The sequence below is a fragment of the Streptomyces sp. NPDC012510 genome, assembly GCF_042955065.1.
In the GTDB taxonomy this organism is placed as follows: domain Bacteria; phylum Actinomycetota; class Actinomycetes; order Streptomycetales; family Streptomycetaceae; genus Streptomyces.
On sequence record NZ_JBIBEN010000004.1, the window covers coordinates 508,755 to 524,338 of the forward strand.

16 protein-coding genes and 1 pseudogene are annotated in these 15,584 nt (G+C 72.0%); 16 read left to right on the top strand and 1 reads right to left on the bottom strand.

Features of this window, described 5'->3' with window-relative positions:
- Window positions 1-387: 387 nt before the first annotated feature.
- The 9 genes from ACFY9I_RS10055 (at window position 388) to ACFY9I_RS10095 (ending at window position 9,693) form a co-directional block, all read left to right on the top strand.
- The gene (locus ACFY9I_RS10055; protein ID WP_390999092.1) at window positions 388-2,037 is read left to right on the top strand and encodes a protein kinase; all 1,650 of its coding nucleotides are present in this window, start codon (window positions 388-390) and stop codon (window positions 2,035-2,037) included.
- Window positions 2,034-3,074: a hypothetical protein gene (locus tag ACFY9I_RS10060; RefSeq protein ID WP_390999095.1), complete on the top strand. Its 1,041-nt coding sequence runs from the start codon at window positions 2,034-2,036 to the stop codon at window positions 3,072-3,074. The genes ACFY9I_RS10055 and ACFY9I_RS10060 overlap by 4 nt, the downstream gene beginning before the upstream one ends.
- 113 nt (window positions 3,075-3,187) lie before the next feature.
- Entirely contained in the window at window positions 3,188-3,658 is a 471-nt protein-coding gene (locus tag ACFY9I_RS10065) for an MSMEG_6728 family protein (protein ID WP_390999097.1), read from the top strand.
- Between the two features lie 125 nt (window positions 3,659-3,783).
- The gene (locus tag ACFY9I_RS10070) at window positions 3,784-5,286 is read left to right on the top strand and encodes a Y4yA family PLP-dependent enzyme (protein WP_390999099.1); all 1,503 of its coding nucleotides are present in this window, start codon (window positions 3,784-3,786) and stop codon (window positions 5,284-5,286) included.
- Window positions 5,283-6,620, top strand: coding sequence for a pyridoxal-phosphate dependent enzyme (locus ACFY9I_RS10075; protein ID WP_390999101.1), 1,338 nt, complete (start codon window positions 5,283-5,285; stop codon window positions 6,618-6,620). Before ACFY9I_RS10070 ends, ACFY9I_RS10075 begins: the two co-directional genes overlap by 4 nt.
- Window positions 6,617-7,843, top strand: coding sequence for an aminotransferase class V-fold PLP-dependent enzyme (locus ACFY9I_RS10080; RefSeq protein WP_390999104.1), 1,227 nt, complete (start codon window positions 6,617-6,619; stop codon window positions 7,841-7,843). The genes ACFY9I_RS10075 and ACFY9I_RS10080 overlap by 4 nt, the downstream gene beginning before the upstream one ends.
- A gap of 107 nt (window positions 7,844-7,950) precedes the next feature.
- Window positions 7,951-8,721, top strand: a complete 771-nt coding sequence (locus tag ACFY9I_RS10085) for a methyltransferase domain-containing protein (RefSeq protein WP_390999106.1) — start codon at window positions 7,951-7,953, stop codon at window positions 8,719-8,721.
- Window positions 8,722-8,881: 160 nt separating this feature from the next.
- On the top strand, window positions 8,882-9,391 hold the full coding sequence (locus tag ACFY9I_RS10090; RefSeq protein WP_390999109.1) for a hypothetical protein: 510 nt from the start codon (window positions 8,882-8,884) through the stop codon (window positions 9,389-9,391).
- Entirely contained in the window at window positions 9,388-9,693 is a 306-nt protein-coding gene (locus ACFY9I_RS10095) for a transcriptional regulator (protein ID WP_390999111.1), read from the top strand. The genes ACFY9I_RS10090 and ACFY9I_RS10095 overlap by 4 nt, the downstream gene beginning before the upstream one ends.
- Before the next feature lie 372 nt (window positions 9,694-10,065).
- Here the strand turns inward: ACFY9I_RS10095 and ACFY9I_RS10100 are convergent, their stop codons facing one another.
- On the bottom strand, window positions 10,066-10,647 hold the full coding sequence (locus ACFY9I_RS10100) for a TetR family transcriptional regulator (RefSeq protein WP_390999113.1): 582 nt from the start codon (window positions 10,645-10,647) through the stop codon (window positions 10,066-10,068).
- 573 nt (window positions 10,648-11,220) lie between these two features.
- On the opposite strand from ACFY9I_RS10100, the gene ACFY9I_RS10105 reads away from it, so the two are divergent.
- The 7 genes and pseudogenes from ACFY9I_RS10105 to ACFY9I_RS10135 all read left to right on the top strand — a co-directional run.
- Complete coding sequence (locus ACFY9I_RS10105; protein ID WP_390999115.1) at window positions 11,221-11,376, top strand: hypothetical protein; 156 nt, start codon at window positions 11,221-11,223, stop codon at window positions 11,374-11,376.
- On the top strand, window positions 11,373-13,097 hold the full coding sequence (locus ACFY9I_RS10110; RefSeq protein WP_390999117.1) for a SulP family inorganic anion transporter: 1,725 nt from the start codon (window positions 11,373-11,375) through the stop codon (window positions 13,095-13,097). The genes ACFY9I_RS10105 and ACFY9I_RS10110 overlap by 4 nt, the downstream gene beginning before the upstream one ends.
- Entirely contained in the window at window positions 13,094-13,501 is a 408-nt protein-coding gene (locus ACFY9I_RS10115) for a pyridoxamine 5'-phosphate oxidase family protein (protein ID WP_390999118.1), read from the top strand. Before ACFY9I_RS10110 ends, ACFY9I_RS10115 begins: the two co-directional genes overlap by 4 nt.
- Complete coding sequence (locus tag ACFY9I_RS10120) at window positions 13,501-13,917, top strand: ATP-binding protein (RefSeq protein WP_390999173.1); 417 nt, start codon at window positions 13,501-13,503, stop codon at window positions 13,915-13,917. The genes ACFY9I_RS10115 and ACFY9I_RS10120 overlap by 1 nt, the downstream gene beginning before the upstream one ends.
- 154 nt (window positions 13,918-14,071) lie before the next feature.
- Window positions 14,072-14,425, top strand: coding sequence for a zinc ribbon domain-containing protein YjdM (locus tag ACFY9I_RS10125; RefSeq protein ID WP_390999121.1), 354 nt, complete (start codon window positions 14,072-14,074; stop codon window positions 14,423-14,425).
- Between the two features lie 182 nt (window positions 14,426-14,607).
- Window positions 14,608-14,958, top strand: a complete 351-nt coding sequence (locus ACFY9I_RS10130) for a metalloregulator ArsR/SmtB family transcription factor (RefSeq protein WP_390999124.1) — start codon at window positions 14,608-14,610, stop codon at window positions 14,956-14,958.
- Between the two features lie 48 nt (window positions 14,959-15,006).
- Window positions 15,007-15,273: pseudogene (locus tag ACFY9I_RS10135) on the top strand (aquaporin); the annotation flags it as partial.
- Window positions 15,274-15,584 lie beyond the last annotated feature (311 nt).

Consider the following 15,584-nt stretch of genomic DNA (forward strand, 5'->3'; position numbering starts at 1 on the left):
TAGAGCCGATACGGGCAGAGCCGACGGGGAGAGCCGAAGGCCGATGGACGCGCAAGAGCCGACGGGGAGAGCCGAAGGGAAGGTGCCCCTGGGGCGAGGGCGAACTCGACCTGCTGCGCCGCGCCCATGCCACGGGCGTCCCCGTCCTCGGCACCTGCCGCGGAGCTCGGCCCCGGCACCGCCCTCGGCGGACTGGTTTCAGCCGACTGCGACCGTGCCGCACCGCGCCTGGCACCTCGGCCCCCGCCGACGGGCAAACGGATCGCCCGCACCGGTGGGCTTGTCATACCGCAACCGCAGTGGCTGAAAATGTGTCTCTTCACGCGCGGCGTGGTCGCTTCGCCAGAAGGCGGGGCTCCGGCGCCACGACGGCCTTGGGGGGCTGGAATGAACACATGGGCACTGCCCGGATACACCGAGTCGTTCGAGCTCGGGTCGGGGGCGAGCGGGCGAGTCGTCCTCGCCGTGCACGAGGAGACCGGCGTTCCGGTGGCCGTGAAGTACCTCAGCGAGTCCCTGCGCACCCGGCCGGGTTTCGTGCACGACTTCCGGGCCGAGGCCCGGCTGCTCGGCGGGCTGGAGAGCCCGTACGTCGCCGGGCTGTACGAGTACGTGGAGAGCCCGGACGGCGCCGCCATCGTGATGGAGCTGGTGGACGGCGTCTCGTTGCGGGCGTTGCTCAGGCAGGAGGGCCCGCTCGACCCCGAGGCAGCGCTCGTCCTCCTCAAGGGATCGTTGCTCGGTCTTGCCGACGCGCACCACGTCGGCGTCGTCCACCGTGACTACAAGCCGGAGAACGTCCTGGTCGCGCCGGACGGAACCTCCAAGCTGGTCGACTTCGGCATCGCGGTGGACGCGGGCGTGCAGGCGGGTGTGGCCGGGACCCCCTCCTACATGGCCCCAGAGCAGTGGACCGGCGCACCCGCCTCTCCCGCCGCCGACGTGTACGCGGCCACCGCCACGTTCTTCGAGTGCCTGACGGGCCACAAGCCGTACGCGGCCGACAACCTCGCGGCACTCGCGCTGCAGCACGTCGACGCGCCCGTTCCGGCCGAGGAGACTCCCGAGCCGGTGCGTGAGCTGGTACGCCGGGGTTTGGCCAAGGATCCGGAGGAACGGCCCGCGCAGGCAGAGGCGTTCGTCAGGGAACTGGAGGCGGCGGCCGACGCCGCCTACGGCCCCGACTGGGAGGAACGCGGCCGGGGCCGGCTCGCCGCCCTGGTGGCACTGCTCCCGCTGCTGCTGCCGTCGGCCCGCGGTGGCCCCCGTACCACCACGGACACCGCCCGCACGGTCCTGGAGCAGGAGCCGGGCCCCGGCCGGGCTCAGTCGTGGCTGCCCGGCCGGTCCGGCGTGCTCGTGTCCGCCGCCGCCGTGGCCCTCGGTGCCCTCCTGACCTTCGGGCTCCAGCACAGCCCCGGTGCCGACGCTCAGCGGGCGGCGCAGGCACTGGCCACCACCAGCGCCGGACCGGACACGGAGTCGGCGGCGCCCCGCGCGCCGACGGCGTCCGGCTCCTCGTCCCCCTCGCCCACCGCGTCGCCCGGCCTGTCACCGTCCCCCACCGTCTCCCCCTCGGACCCGGTGCCCACCGAGACCGGCGAACCCTCGTCCTCCGCCTCCACGGACGGCTCCCCGGAGACGAGCGCGCCCGGCGGCGCGACCACCACCGTGACGCCGACGACCGCCGCCCCCACCACGCCCGGTGCCGCCGCCGTCAAGGACGTCACCGTGTCGGGCTTCCGGCAGACCGGGCCGACGACCGCCACCGCGACCATCGCCGTCACCACGGACGGCACGGGGCCGGTCTCCGTCACCGTCTCCTGGTTCACCAGCGCCTCGGGACGCGGGCTCGGCACCCCGGACGGCGCGTCCCAGACCTTCGAGCGCGGCGGCGCCACCCAGTACACGCTGACCGTCGACCACACCTTCCAGAACGACGGCTGCTACTGGGCGGTACAGGCCACGACCACTCCGGCCGCCGCCGACGGCGGTGCCTCGCAGCAGCTCCTGACCAGGCGGTGCGACATCCGATGACCGCGAGGAACGACGACCACCGCCCCGCACCCGCCGAAGCCGGCGAGCCGACGCAGGTGCTGGAGTCCAGGGGCGAGCCGACGCAGGTGCTGGAGTCCGGGGATGAGCCGACGCAGGTGCTGGAGTCGGGGGATGAGCCGACCCGGGTGTGGGTGTCCGGGGACGAGCCGACGCAGGCGCTGGAGTCCGGGGTCGAGCAGACCCCGGTACTCGCCGCTGCCGGCGAAGCCGCCTCCACTCTCCACCTGGGCTCCGACCCCACCCCCCACCTGGGCTCCGACCCGACCCTCCACCTCGGCTCCGACCTGACCCGCCGTGTCGGCTCCGCCGCCACCCTCCACCTCGGCCCCGTCGACGGCCCCGTCGACGGCCGCGCGGACGGCCGCGCCCCGAGCGACGCGCCGCCGGTCCCGGCCGACGCCGAGTACAGCGCCACCGTGCTGGCCAGCCACTGGATACAGAGACCCGGGGAGGACGGCACCCTCGTCGAGCAGACCCTCGTCCACCCCTCCACGGAGAACCGGCCGACACCGCCCGACCGCGTCGAAGGCACCGTGCTGCGCTTCGGCCCCGGTGTGACCAACGCCGTCGCGCACCGCACCCACCGCACCCTCCCCGCCGTACCGCCGCCGCCCGCGCACCCGCGCCGACGGCCGCGCAGACACGCCCTGCCCGTCCTGGTGGTGCTCTGCGTCCTCGCGTTCCTCGCCTGGCAGCGCCTCGGGCCGCCCCTCACCGTCGGCACGGTGAAGGTCACGGCCCGGCCGACGGTCCTGGGATGCGAAGGCACCGCGGACCTCGTCGCACTGGTCACCACGAACGGCCGTCCGGGCACGCTCACCTACCGCTGGACACGAAGCGACGGCACCGCCTCGGGCGTCCTGAGCGAGGTGATGGTCCGGGGCCAGAGACAGGCACGCCTCCACCTGCTGTGGACGTTCCAGGGCAAGGGGCACCGCCCGGCACAGGCCGAACTGCGCATCCTCACCCCGGCCCCGCGCACGGCCACGACCCGTTTCACCTACGACTGCCGCTGAGTGCCGTCCCTGGGGCCGGTCCGGTCCTGATGCGCTGCCCGGTCTTCCGTACGACAGTGAGGCGAAAGGCGTCCGATCCAGGGCGCTCCCCCACGGTTGCCAGGGGCGACAGCATGCAGACGTTCCTGCCCTACCCCGACTTCAGAGCGTCGGCGCTGGTCCTCGACCGCCGCCGACTCGGCAAGCAGCGGGTCGAGGCGTTGCAGGTCCTTCGCGGCCTCGTCGTGCCGGGGTACGGGTGGCGTCGTCATCCGGCCGTGCGGATGTGGGCGGGATACGAGGAGGCGCTGGTCCGGTACGGCCTGGAGGTCTGCGCGGTGTGGCGCGAACAGGGGCACCAGGACAGTTGCGCGGCCACCCTCGTCGCCGATTTCGCCGCTTTCCGTCCCCACACACCGGTACGCGACCAACCGCGGCTGGCGGCGGCCGGGGAACTGCCCCCCTGGCTCGGCGAGGACGCCTTCCACCGCAGCCACCGATCGGCCCTGGTGCGCAAGGACCCGACCACCTACGCACCGCTTTTCCCCGGCGTCCCGGACGACCTGCCGTACGTCTGGCCGACAGCGGATCAGGCGAGTACCTGACTCTCCCCGGAGCGTCGCGCCGTTATGGCCGTGTGCCTGGGCTTAAAGGCGTATGTAACCGGAAATGCTTACGCCCGAACGGTTGTCCGGGCCGCGGTCGGCCTTCGGAGGTGGAGGGACCTGTCGTGCCCGTGCCCTTGTTCCTACAGCCACGGCTGGAAGCACCGCTCACCTCGCTGCTCGACGACGCCCCGTTCCTGCACACGCTCGTCGACGCGCTCGGATCCCCGCTCAATGTGCTGGTCCCGGAGCGGATCGTCGAGAACGCCGAGCGGTTCCTCACCGTGTACCGCAAGCACCACCTGGCCGGACGGGTCTACTTCGCGCACAAGGCGAACCGGTCCAGCGCCCTGGTCCGGCGGCTCGCGGCGGCCGACCCGGCCGGGATCGGCATCGACGTGGCCTCGCTGGCGGAGCTGCGGCACGTCCTGGGATGCGGTGTCACCCCGGACCGGATCATGGCCACCGGCCCCAAGGACACGGAGTTCCTGTGGCTCGCCGCCCGCGTCGGGGCGACGGTGAACCTCGACTCACGCGGTGAGCTGGAGCAACTGGCCGAGCTGGTACGGAAGTACGCCCTGCCACGCGTCGACGTCCTGCTGCGCCTGTCCGAGTTCGAGTCGGCCACCGGCGCGCAGGGGCCGTCCGGGGTGCGGGTGCTCTCGCGGCGCAGCCGCTTCGGCTCGCCGGTGGAGCGGGTGAGCGAGCTGTTGTCCGCCGTCGAACGGCACCGGGACGCCGTCGAGTTGACCGGGGTCGCCTACCACCTGGACACGACGGCGCTGACGGAGAAGGCCCGTGCGCTGGAGCGGTGCGTGATGGTCATGGACGAGTGCCGGGCCCGGGGACTCGCTCCGCGGGCCGTCGACATCGGCGGCGGATTCGGCGTCGGCTACGTGGCCGACGCCGACCAGTGGGAGCGCTGGACCACGGCGCTGTCCGAGGCGGTGCTGGGCACCGGACCGGCCCTGACCTGGCGCGGCCACGGCTACGGGCTGCGCAACGAGGGCGGCACGGTCCGCGGGTCCGTGGCGCTCTACCCGGCGCACCGCCCCACCGCCGGACCCGGCTACCTCGACGAACTGCTCTGTCTGCCCGCCCCCTCCCTGGGCCGCCCGCCGGCCACCCTCCTCCTGGAGCACCTCTACGACCTGTACGCCGAACCGGGCCGGGCCCTGGTCGACCAGTGCGGGCTCTCCCTGGCCCGCGTCCTGGACGTACGGCGTACGGGGCACGACTCCGGCGACCATCTGGTGCGCCTCGGCATGAACGCCGGGGACATGAGCCTGGAGGAACACGGGGTGGTCGTCGATCCCGTCCTCCTGCCACGGGCCGGCGTCGCGCAGGAGCGCGACGAGGGCCCCGTGGGTGTCCACCTCGTCGGCAATCTCTGCCTGGAGGCCGATCTGATCACGCGCCGCAAGGTCTTCCTTCCCCGGCTCCCACGCGTCGGCGACCTGCTGGCCTTCGCCAACACGGCCGGCTACGCGATGGACTTCCACGCCCATCACGCCCAACGGCAACCGGTCGCCCGCACCGTCGCGGTCGTCCGGGAGGGCGAGTCCTGGCGCTGGTGCCTGGACGAGGACTACTGGCCCATCACGCCCCCCGGGAGAGCGGTGTCATGAGGTACGACAGCATCACCGAGGCCATCGGCAACACGCCGCTGGTGCGCATCGACCCGGCCGTGCACGGCCTGCGCCACATCGACCTGTACGCGAAACTGGAGATGCTCAACCCCTTCGGCTCGGTCAAGGACCGTCCCGCCTGGAACATGGCCCGCCCGTTCCTCGAGGACGCGGCCGAGCGCGGCGAGACGGTCGTGGAACTCTCCAGCGGCAACACCGCCAAGGCCCTCGCCCTGCTGGCCGGGATGCACGGGCTGCGGTTCAGGAGCGTGACCAACCGGATGCGGGTGCCGGAGATCAAGGACCTGCTCCTGCTGCTGGGCGCAGAGATCGAGGAACTGCCGGGACAGAGCGAGTGTCTCGACCCGACCGACACCGCTGATCCGCTGACCCGGTTCCACCAGGCGCTTTCCGAGCCGGGGAGCACGTACCTGCACACCGACCAGTACTTCAACCCGCGCAACACCGAGGCACACGCGGAGGGCACCGGTCCGGAGATCATCAAGGACCTGGACGGACAGGCCCCGGACTGGTTCATCGCCTGCGTGGGCACGGCCGGCTCGTCGACCGGGGTGGCCCGGGCGCTGCGTGAGCACGACCCGGAGACCCGGGTCCTCGGACTGGTCGCCCACAAGTCGGACTTCATCCCCGGCATCCGCACCATCGACGAGGTCCACCAGGTCGGCCTGTTCGACCCGGCGACGTACGACACGATCGAGTCGGTGACCTCCGACGAGGCCATCGACGGCATGCTGACCCTCATCCGCCGCTGCGGTCTGCTGACGGGACCGACGGGAGGGGCCGCCTATCACGGGGCGGTGCGCCATCTGCGTACGGTGGACGAGGAGTTGTCGGTCTCGGCGGAGCGCCGGACGGCGGTCTTCATCGTCTGCGACCGCGCCGAGAGCTATCTGAGCTACGTACGCCGCCGACGTCCCGAGCTCCTGGGCCAGTCCCGCCCGCGGCACTTGGCCGCGGCCCTCACCGACGCGGAGATCCGGGCCGAGGCGACGGTCGTCGGAGTCGACGAGGCCCGGCGGTGGATCGGTGGCGCAGAGCCCCGCCCGCTCGTCGTCGACCTGCGCGGCCCGCACGCCTACGCCGCGCTGCACATCGCGGGGTCGGTCAACATCGTCGACGAGCTCTTCGACGAACTCCTCCGCGGTGGGCTGCCGTTCAGCAAGAGTCAGCCGGTGCTGCTGGCCTGTCCGGTCGGTGAGAAGTCCGCCCGCTGTGCCGCGCTGCTGACCAGGATGGGCCATCCCGACGTGCGCAGCCTGGCCGGCGGCATCGTCGCCTGGCGGGACGCGGGCGCGCCGCTGGTGCGGGAATGAGTGCGACACACCCCCGGCACGGGACGAGCCGGGACGAGACGGCCGACTGGCAGCGGGGGCTGCGGGAGCAGTTCCCGCTCATCACCGCCCATCCCGAGCTGGCCTACCTCGACAGTGCGGCCACCTCGCAGAAGCCGCGGGCGGTGCTGGACGCCGTGCAGACGTACCTCACGACGTCGAACGCGAACGCGGGGCGCGGCACGTACCCGTGGGCCAACCGGACGACCGAGCTGGTGGAACGGACCCGGCAGCGGGTCAAGGAGTTCCTCCGGGACCCGGATCCGCGGCGTTCCACCGTCCACTTCACCAGCGGCACCACCGACGGGCTGCGCAGCGTCGCCCGTGACTGGCTCGCCGCGTATCTGACGGACGGCGACGAGATCCTCGTCCCCTTCGCCGACCACCGGGCGAACCTCGATCCCTGGCTGGAGGTCCGGCACCTGCTGGCCGACCGGGGTGTGGAGGTGCGGGTCAGGGCGCTGCCGTACCAGACGGCGTCCGGCGACTACGACCACCGGGCCCTGGACGGGGTCGTCGGCCCGCGCACCCGTTTTGTCGCCGTCACGCACGTACACCATGTGTACGGCGGGGACATGAACGTCCACCGCGTTCGCGCGGCCGTCGGTCCGGACGTGCCGATCTGCCTGGACGCGGCCCAGAGCGTCGGCCATCTGCCGGTCTCCGTCGCCGATCCCGCCCTCGACGTCGACTTCGTGGTCTTCTCGGGCCACAAGGCACTGGCCCTGCCCGGTACCGGAGCCGTCTGGGCGCGCAACGCGCGTGGCCCGGTCTTCCGCCCCGGCGGGTGGCAGGGCACCCCCAACACCGTGGGCGTCGCCTCGCTGGAGGCCGCGCTCGACTGGCTGGACGCGGTGGGCACGGACCGTGTCGCACGCTGGACCGGCGCCCTCACGGCCCGGCTGACCGAAGGGCTCCGGCGCCTCGCCCCGTACGAGGTCCTGGGCTGTCAGGCCAGTCTGGGCGCCGAGTCCGGCGTCCCCGCGGCCCAGCGGCGCCACGGCATCGTCACCTTCCGGCACCGGGACATCCCCTCCGACGACCTCGGGTTCATCCTGTTCAGCCACGGCTTCATGGTCCGGGCCGACAGCCTCTGCCAGGCGGGCGCGACGGAGCAGGACGGCTCGGTGCGGGTCAGCCTGCATGTGTACAACACGGTCGAGGAGATCGACCGGCTGCTGTCGGTCCTCGCCTCGCTGCACTGACGCCGGTCCCATGGCAGCCGAACGCCACATATGAATGAAAACCGTTTCCACCTGTAGATTCGGAGTGTCCCGCGACAGGTAGGCGACGGAAGAGGTGGCGCGGTCGGATGGGCGTGAGCATGGCGACGGCCAGAACGTGGGTGGAGCGCTGGGAGAGGCAGCAGCAGCACTACGCCGTCGACCGCGAGGAGCGGTTCACCGTGATCGCCGACGTGATCGAGTACGTCACGGCCGACCGGACCCGGCCCCACCTGCTGGACCTGGGCTGCGGGCCGGGCTCGCTCGCCGCACGCCTGCACGAGCGCCGGCCCGACACCGAGATCGTCGCCGTCGACATGGATCCGCTGCTCCTGGAACTCGCCCGCACCCATCACGCGGGCGCCGCCCGCTATGTGGACGCGGTGATCGGGAAGGAGGGCTGGACCGACGCGCTCGGCCTGGACCGCCCCCTCGACGCGGCCGTCTCGACAACCGCCCTTCACTACCTCGCCGAGCCGGTCCTGCTCGACACCTACCGTCGTCTGGCGCGGCTCCTGCGCCCCGGTGGCGCGCTCGTCAACGGCGACCACTTCCCGCCGGGCGGCCCGCCCTGTTCGGACCTCACCGCGCACGTGGGCCGCCGGCGGGCCGTGCGGTCCCGCGCGCACGTCCACGAGAACTGGCAGTCCTGGTGGACCGCCGTCGCCCGGGACCCCGAGCTCACGGACCTGTTCACCGAGCGCGAGCGGCGCCTGCCGCCCAGCGGCGGCGACGGCGGCGGAGACAACGGCCTGACCGCGGCCCGTCACGCGGAACTGCTGCGGCAGGCGGGCTTCCGCCATGTCACGCCGGTCTGGCAGTTCGGCGACAGCCAGGTCCTGGTGGCGGTCAGGGACTGAGCGGTCGCCGGTCGGAGAGGCGGGCTTGTCAGGGGCGGGTGCCGGGGAGTGCGGCTCGCCCGTCCGCAGGAGTCGGCGGCATCACGCGCCACCGGCCTCATTTTCCGTATCGGAAAATCTACAGTTGTCACATTGGAAACAGGGCTCTACTGTTTCCGCTATGGAAACTGGTGCGAGCGTCCCCGACCGTTACTCCCCTCCCACGCCGGACGAGGCGCGGGCGATGCTGGCCGAAGCCGCTCGCATCCGGGCGTCGGCCACCGCTCTGTCGGCGACGCCGTGGCCGACCTGGTTCACCACCGTCCTCACCGCGTACACCGCGGCCTTCCCCGTCGTGTACGGGGGATTGGTCGCCGACGAACGGTGGCTGCTGCCGGAGGCGGCCTGGGGGGCGGTGCTGCTGACCATCACCGCGGCGTACCTGGTGCTGCTCGCGGTCGCCGCCCGCTCCTGGCGGCAGCGCACCGGTGTGGCACTCCGCTTCGACGTGCTGCCCAGAAGTGTGACCGTTCCCCTGGCGATCGTCATGCCCGCGCTGTTGGTGGGACCGGCCTGGGTGTTCCGCGCCACCGGCCAGGCAGGGTGGCTCGTCGCCGCCTCGGTCGCCGCGGCCTCGGTGTCCGTGGGTTTCCACCTCGTTTTCGTGCGGCTGCACCGGAAGGCCTCGTGACCGCCCGTCCCGCCGACCCGATGGACGGCTTCGACAACCTCGTCCACTCGCCCAACCGGCTGCGCGTCTGTGCCTTGCTCGACACCGTGGGCGAGGCCGAGTTCGCGGTCATGCAGGAGCAACTCGGGTTGTCAGCCTCCGTGTTGAGCAAGCATGCCGGAGCCCTGATCGAGGCGGGTTACGTCGAGCAGCGCAAGGCGGTACGAGAGACCCGGCAACGCGTCTGGCTGCGCCTGACGCCGCAGGGACGTATGGCGTACCACGGCCACCTCGCGGCCCTACGGGCGATCGTCGGACCGTAGTCCACGCCGTCACGGGACTCCGTCGGCGGCGGGCCCGGGGATGCCCAACAGGCGTTCACCGCTGCGGAATTCGACCTGGTCATCGCCCACCGGCACCTTCTCGGGCGAGCGCCACACCAGCTCCGCGGATTCCCGGAAACAGAAGCGGCGCCGAGAGGGCCGTGGGAGCGACCGGTGTCGCCGGGGCGTACCGCTCGGTCACGCCTTCGACAGCCATGGCGACGCGAGCGCGGTGTCGACCGTGTCCGGGACGGTGTCCTCTGTGTCTGGACGCCGGAGTGAAGCGGAGCGCTGTCCGATATGGAGGAGCTATCGGACGACTGTCCGGTTAGCGGCCGGACTTCCGCGCCGCCCTCGCGGGCTCGGTGGCTCTCAGGGGCGCCCCGGAGCCCCCGCGCGCAGGCCGTCCATCACGATGTCCAGCAGCCGGGTGGCCTGGGAGTGCCAGTCTCCGCGGATGTCGATCTGCCAGATGCCGGCGATGGCGCGCAGGAAGTCGTCCGCGGTCACTCCCGGGCGGATGGTGCCGGCCTCATGGTTGGCCTTGAGCAGGAACTCGATCGATCCGAACACCAGTGAGTACCCGGACGGCTCCGGCCCTACCGTCGCGCTGGACGCCTGACGCAACGCGTCTGCAAGTCCGGTCTTGGCCATGATGAAGCGGGCGAGGCGGTCCGTCCAGACACGAAGGGCCTGGTCGGGCTCCATGGTCTTCAGCAACTCGGACGCGCTGTCGGTGAGCTGCTGCACCTCGTGGTGGTACGCCTCCAGGACGAGCGCCTCACGGTTGGGGAAGTTGCGATAGAGCGTGCCCTGCCCGACGCCCGCCTTCTTGGCGATCGTGCACAGCGGGACGTCCGCGGAACGCGACAGTTCGACCAGCGCCACCTCCAGGATGCGCTCCCGGTTGCGCTGCGCGTCCGACCGCTTGGGCCCGCCCGTCCCAGACTTCACAAGTTCTCCTCCCAGGCTCACGTCAGAAGCCCTTGCTCAACCGGATAGTCGTCCGATACGTTGCCCATTCCGGATCGTCGTCCACTTGCACTTCACCATAGCGGGCGAACGGGTTCGGCGTCAGGGCTGGTGGCTCGTGCCACCACGACCCGCCTCACCCGCGCGACCCGCCTGCTCCCGTTGCGGCCCATCCTTGCGCATCGTCTCCGGGCGCATCTCCTGATCCCGCAGCGGTCGTCCAGCGGTGCCGCGGGACGCCCTTGATGCACCGGACGGCGCGTCACGAGCACGTTCCACACCGCCTACGCCCCTCGCCCCTGACACCCCTCACAGCGCCGCCCAGAGCGAAGGCGGCGCCTGCCCCCGGCCCTACGGTCCGTCTGCGCTGTCGGCGGGGGCCGCCATGGTTTACCGCGTGCCGCTGGAACGCGAGGACCGGCAGCGCCCGAAGTCTGCGAGACACACTCCGCCGACCCTTACTCCTGCTGAATTGCAAAATTTCGCAATTAGCTAGATGCTGGCCCGGCTGTGCCCGGCCCACCGGGCGGGATGTGCAGGGGAAGCCGAGGGATTGTGTCTGTTCCGCCGTACCAGGCCGAGGCCGAGTTCTTCCAGATGCTGGGCCATCCCGTACGCGTAGGCGTGCTGGAGCTGTCGAAGGACGGGCCGTCGCCGGTGTGGGACCTGCTACCGGCCGAGCCGCGGGAAGCCGAGGTCGCTGCGCGATGACTTCGGGGATCAGCCGGGCCGGGGCCCGGCTCACCGCGCTCATGCCCACCCGAGCCGACCTGGCGGACGCGCGACGTGATCCGCGCAGGGACCTGCTCGCCGGGCTCACCGTGGCGATCGTGGCCCTGCCTCTCGCGCTCGGCTTCGGTGTCTCCTCCGGCCTCGGCGCCGAGGCCGGTCTGGCGACCGCCGTGGTCGCCGGCGCGCTCGCCGCGCTGTTCGGCGGGTCCAACCTCCAGGTGTCCGGGCCGACCGGGGCCATGACCGTGGTACTCGTACCCATCGTCGGCGAGTACGGGCCGACCGGTGTGCTGACCGTCGGGCTGATGGCCGGCGTCATGCTCGTGGCCCTGGCGGCACTGCGGGCCGGCTCGTGCATGCGGTACGTGCCCGCGCCCGTGGTGGAAGGCTTCACTCTCGGCATCGCCTGTGTGATCGGACTGCAGCAGGTCCCGTACGCGCTCGGGGTGGCCGTGCCCGAGGGCGATCGTGTGCTGGTGGTGACCTGGCGGGCGGTCGTGGAGTTCGCGAAGAATCCGAACTGGACGGCGGTCGGGTTCGCGGTCGCGGTGGCCGCGGTCATGCTGGTGGGTGCCCGTCGGCGGCCGACGGTCCCGTTCTCCCTCCTCGCGGTCGTCGCGGCCACGGTTGTCTCCCAGGTCGCGGGCCTGGACGCGGCGCAGCCGATCGGTGACCTTCCGTCCGGGCTGCAGGCTCCCTCACTCGGTTTCCTGGACCTCGGTTCGCTCAGCACGCTGCTCGCCCCGGCGGTGGCCGTCGCGGTGCTCGCGGCCCTGGAGTCCCTGCTGTCCGCGTCGGTGGCGGACGGGATGACGGTGGGGCAGCGACACGACCCCGATCGGGAGCTGTTCGGCCAGGGGCTGGCCAACATCGCGGCCCCGCTGTTCGGCGGGGTGCCCGCGACCGGCGCGATCGCCCGGACCGCGGTCAACGTCCGCACGGGCGCCGGGTCCCGGCTGGCCGCCCTGACGCATGCCGCGATCCTCGCGGTGATCGTCTTCGCCGCGGCGCCCCTCGTCTCCAGGATCCCGTTGGCCGCCCTCGCCGGTGTGCTGCTGGCCACCGCCGTCCGCATGGTGGAGGTCGGCGCCCTCAGGGCGATGGCGAAGGCCACCCGCTCGGACGCGCTGATCCTCGTCCTCACCGCCCTCGCGACCCTGGTGCTGGACCTGGTGTACGCGGTGATCATCGGCCTGGTGGTCGCGGGTGCCCTCGCGCTGCGGGCCGTGGCCAAGCAGGCCCGCCTCGACCAGGTCCCGCTCGACCGGGGCGACCACAGCGCCGAGGAACACGCCCTGCTCGCCGAGCACATCGTCGCCTACCGCATCGACGGACCGCTGTTCTTCGCCGCCGCGCACCGCTTTCTGCTGGAGCTGACCGAGGTGGCCGACGTACGGGTCGTCATCCTGCGCATGTCCCGGGTGTCGACCATGGACGCCACCGGCGCACTGGTCCTCAAGGACGCCGTGGAGAAGCTGCGGCGGCGCGGCATCCTCGTCCTGGCCTCCGGGATCCGCACCGGCCAGCGCCGGGTCCTGGACTCCGTCGGCGCGCTGGAACTGCTGGGGCACGACGGCCGGGCGTACGCCACCAGCCCAGAGGCGATCCGGGCCGCCCGCGCCCACCTGGAGACGACCGGAGTCCTGACCGCCGTACCCGCCCATAAGCCCCGAACCGCCGACGAGGAGGCCGTCCGATGAGCATCGCCCCCGCCCCTCTGCGCATGGTGGAGATCTCCGGAGCGGAGGCCCTGTGGCTGCTGGAAAGCAGCAGCCTGGGACGGCTGGTGCACCCGCATCGGGAGCTGACCGTCATACGGCCGGCCCGGCATGTGTGGGAGTACGGCCGACTGATCGTGCGGGCTCCCGTCCGGGCGGCGGCGGTGCCGGACACGGTGACCTACCAGGTCGACGAGATCCGCGCGGTGCACGGCACCGGCTGGACGGCCACCGCCCATGGCCCCGTGGACGTGCTCGGCGACGCGGACGAGGTGGCTCACTACCGCCGTACGCTGCCGGGCTGGACGCACGGCCCGCACGACACGCTGCTGTGCCTGCACCCCAAGACGGTCAGCGGCTTCCGCCTCGCCCGCGTGGAGACATGATGGTCCCGGTTCTCGATGCCTTTCCGTACCGGCACGTGCTCACCCTGCCCAACGAGCCGTCCGCCGTCCGTCTCGCCCGTGAGACCGCCGAACAGGCGCTGGTCGAGTGGGGGATAGATCTGCACCGGCCCGTCGTGGACGCGGCGCTGCTGATCCTCAGTGAGCTGGTGACCAACAGCGTCCGGCACGCCGCCGAAGCGTCCCCGCAGATCATGGTCATGTATGCGGCGAACGGGGGCCGCCTGGCCTTCGCCGTCCACGACCGCCACCCCCACCAGCCCCCGCTGCACGGCGCCGCGACCGGCGGCAGCGGCGGTCTCGGGACGGTCCTGGAGCTCACCCGGCAACTCGGCGGCACCGTCGCCGTGCACGGCGACGCCGACGGCAAGAGCATCTGGGCGACTCTCCCCCTCTGACCTCGACGGGCCGCACGACACCACCGCCCTCTCCCTCCCCGACCGGCACCTCTCGCCGCCCGACGCCTCCCGACGAGGCACTGCGGGCGGGGCACACCGTCGGCCGGCCCACCTGACCCCCGTATCCGCTCACCGACTGAAAGACCCCCGTGCCATGAGTGAGAACCTTCCCCCCTGTCCCGAATGCGCCGGCGCCCACACCTACGGGATGGGTGCGCTCCTGGTCTGCCCGGAGTGCGGACACGAGTGGTCACCGTCCGCGGAATCCGCGGACGACGCCTCGGGAAGCAGGGTGATCAAGGACGCGGTCGGCAACGTGCTTGCCCACGGTGACACCGTGACGGTCGTCAGGACGCTGAAGGTCAAGGGCAGCCCGACCGGGATCAAGGCGGGCACCAAGGTGCGCAACATCCGCCTGGTCGACGGCGTGGACGGCCACGACATCGACTGCAAGGTCGACGGGTTCGGCGCGATGCGGCTCAAGTCCGGTGTCGTGAAGAAGGTCTGATCCGACATCCTCCTGTGCCGCCCGCCCGGTACGGCGGCCGGGCGGCGGTGCTCGCCTTCGGATTCGGTGTGGCCGGTGCCGCAGGCGAGGATGGTCCGCATGTTCTTGACGAGTGGGTGGACGCGATGCGCCGAGCTCCGGCCGGAGGGGCCGTGCCATCGTGTCGGGGAGGGGACGGCGCGATGAGTACGCCGCTGTACCAACTGAAGGCCGAGTTCTTCAAGACGCTGGGCCATCCGGCCCGTATCCGGGTCCTGGAGCTGCTGAGCGAACGTGAACACGCGGTCGCGGAGATGCTGCCCGAGGTGGGTATCGAGCCCGCACACCTGTCCCAGCAACTGGCGGTGCTGCGGCGGGCGAATCTGGTCAAGACCCGCAAGGAGGGTTCGACCGTGTACTACTCGCTGATCAGTCCGCAGGTCGCGGAGCTTCTGCGGGTCGCACGGACCATCCTTTCCGGGGTGCTCGCCGGGCAGGCCGAGCTGCTGGCCGACCTGCAGGCCGCGCAGGGGGAGCAGAGGCCGCCGTCGTAGCGCCGGCCCTCGAACAGCGGCCGCCTTCTCAGGAGTCGGACACCTCGTGTGAGTGCCCCGCTCGGACGCCGCGTCCCGGCCGAGGCCGTCGGCTCTGCGGCGCTGGTCGCGGTCGTGGTCGTGGTCGGTTCCGGCATCCAGGCCACCGAGCTGTCGCGAGATGTCGGGGTGCGACTGCTCGCCAACTCACTGGCCACGGTCTTCGGCCTCGGCGTCCTCATCGTGCCGCTCGGGCCGGTGTCCGGGGCCCACTTCAACCCGGTCGTCTCGCTCACGGCCTGGCTCACCGGCCGCCGCGCAGGCGACGGACTCACCCCGGACAGCGACGGCGGGCCGGCGGCCACGTGACCCCCGGCCCGCCGGTGCGCTCGGCACCGCACGGAGCGGGAGTTACCGCTTCGGCGGGAGTTACCGCTTCCACCAGGCCGCGGAGAGTCCCGCAGCCCGCAGCGTGTTCGTCGCGCATTGACATCCTCCCCCTCTTAAAAGAGGGGGATTCCAACCCATTCAGGTTGAGGTTCACGGACGTTTGACCGCTGTGTGGGCGGTGTCGTCCCTCCGGCACCGGCTGTCCGCCGGGGGCGGGGGATCCCGCCCTGTCCTGCCGCGACGTTGATACTGGCGTT

Excerpts from the sequence above, each read along its gene's own strand:
- ACFY9I_RS10055 (WP_390999092.1), top strand. The coding sequence starts at position 388 with ATGAACACATGGGCACTGCCCGGATACACCGAGTCGTTCGAGCTCGGG.
- ACFY9I_RS10060 (WP_390999095.1), top strand. The coding sequence starts at position 2,034 with ATGACCGCGAGGAACGACGACCACCGCCCCGCACCCGCCGAAGCCGGC.
- ACFY9I_RS10065 (WP_390999097.1), top strand. The coding sequence starts at position 3,188 with ATGCAGACGTTCCTGCCCTACCCCGACTTCAGAGCGTCGGCGCTGGTC.
- ACFY9I_RS10075 (WP_390999101.1), top strand. The coding sequence starts at position 5,283 with ATGAGGTACGACAGCATCACCGAGGCCATCGGCAACACGCCGCTGGTG.
- ACFY9I_RS10080 (WP_390999104.1), top strand. The coding sequence starts at position 6,617 with ATGAGTGCGACACACCCCCGGCACGGGACGAGCCGGGACGAGACGGCC.
- ACFY9I_RS10085 (WP_390999106.1), top strand. The coding sequence starts at position 7,951 with ATGGGCGTGAGCATGGCGACGGCCAGAACGTGGGTGGAGCGCTGGGAG.
- ACFY9I_RS10090 (WP_390999109.1), top strand. The coding sequence starts at position 8,882 with ATGGAAACTGGTGCGAGCGTCCCCGACCGTTACTCCCCTCCCACGCCG.
- ACFY9I_RS10110 (WP_390999117.1), top strand. The coding sequence starts at position 11,373 with ATGACTTCGGGGATCAGCCGGGCCGGGGCCCGGCTCACCGCGCTCATG.
- ACFY9I_RS10115 (WP_390999118.1), top strand. The coding sequence starts at position 13,094 with ATGAGCATCGCCCCCGCCCCTCTGCGCATGGTGGAGATCTCCGGAGCG.
- ACFY9I_RS10120 (WP_390999173.1), top strand. The coding sequence starts at position 13,501 with ATGGTCCCGGTTCTCGATGCCTTTCCGTACCGGCACGTGCTCACCCTG.
- ACFY9I_RS10125 (WP_390999121.1), top strand. The coding sequence starts at position 14,072 with ATGAGTGAGAACCTTCCCCCCTGTCCCGAATGCGCCGGCGCCCACACC.
- ACFY9I_RS10130 (WP_390999124.1), top strand. The coding sequence starts at position 14,608 with ATGAGTACGCCGCTGTACCAACTGAAGGCCGAGTTCTTCAAGACGCTG.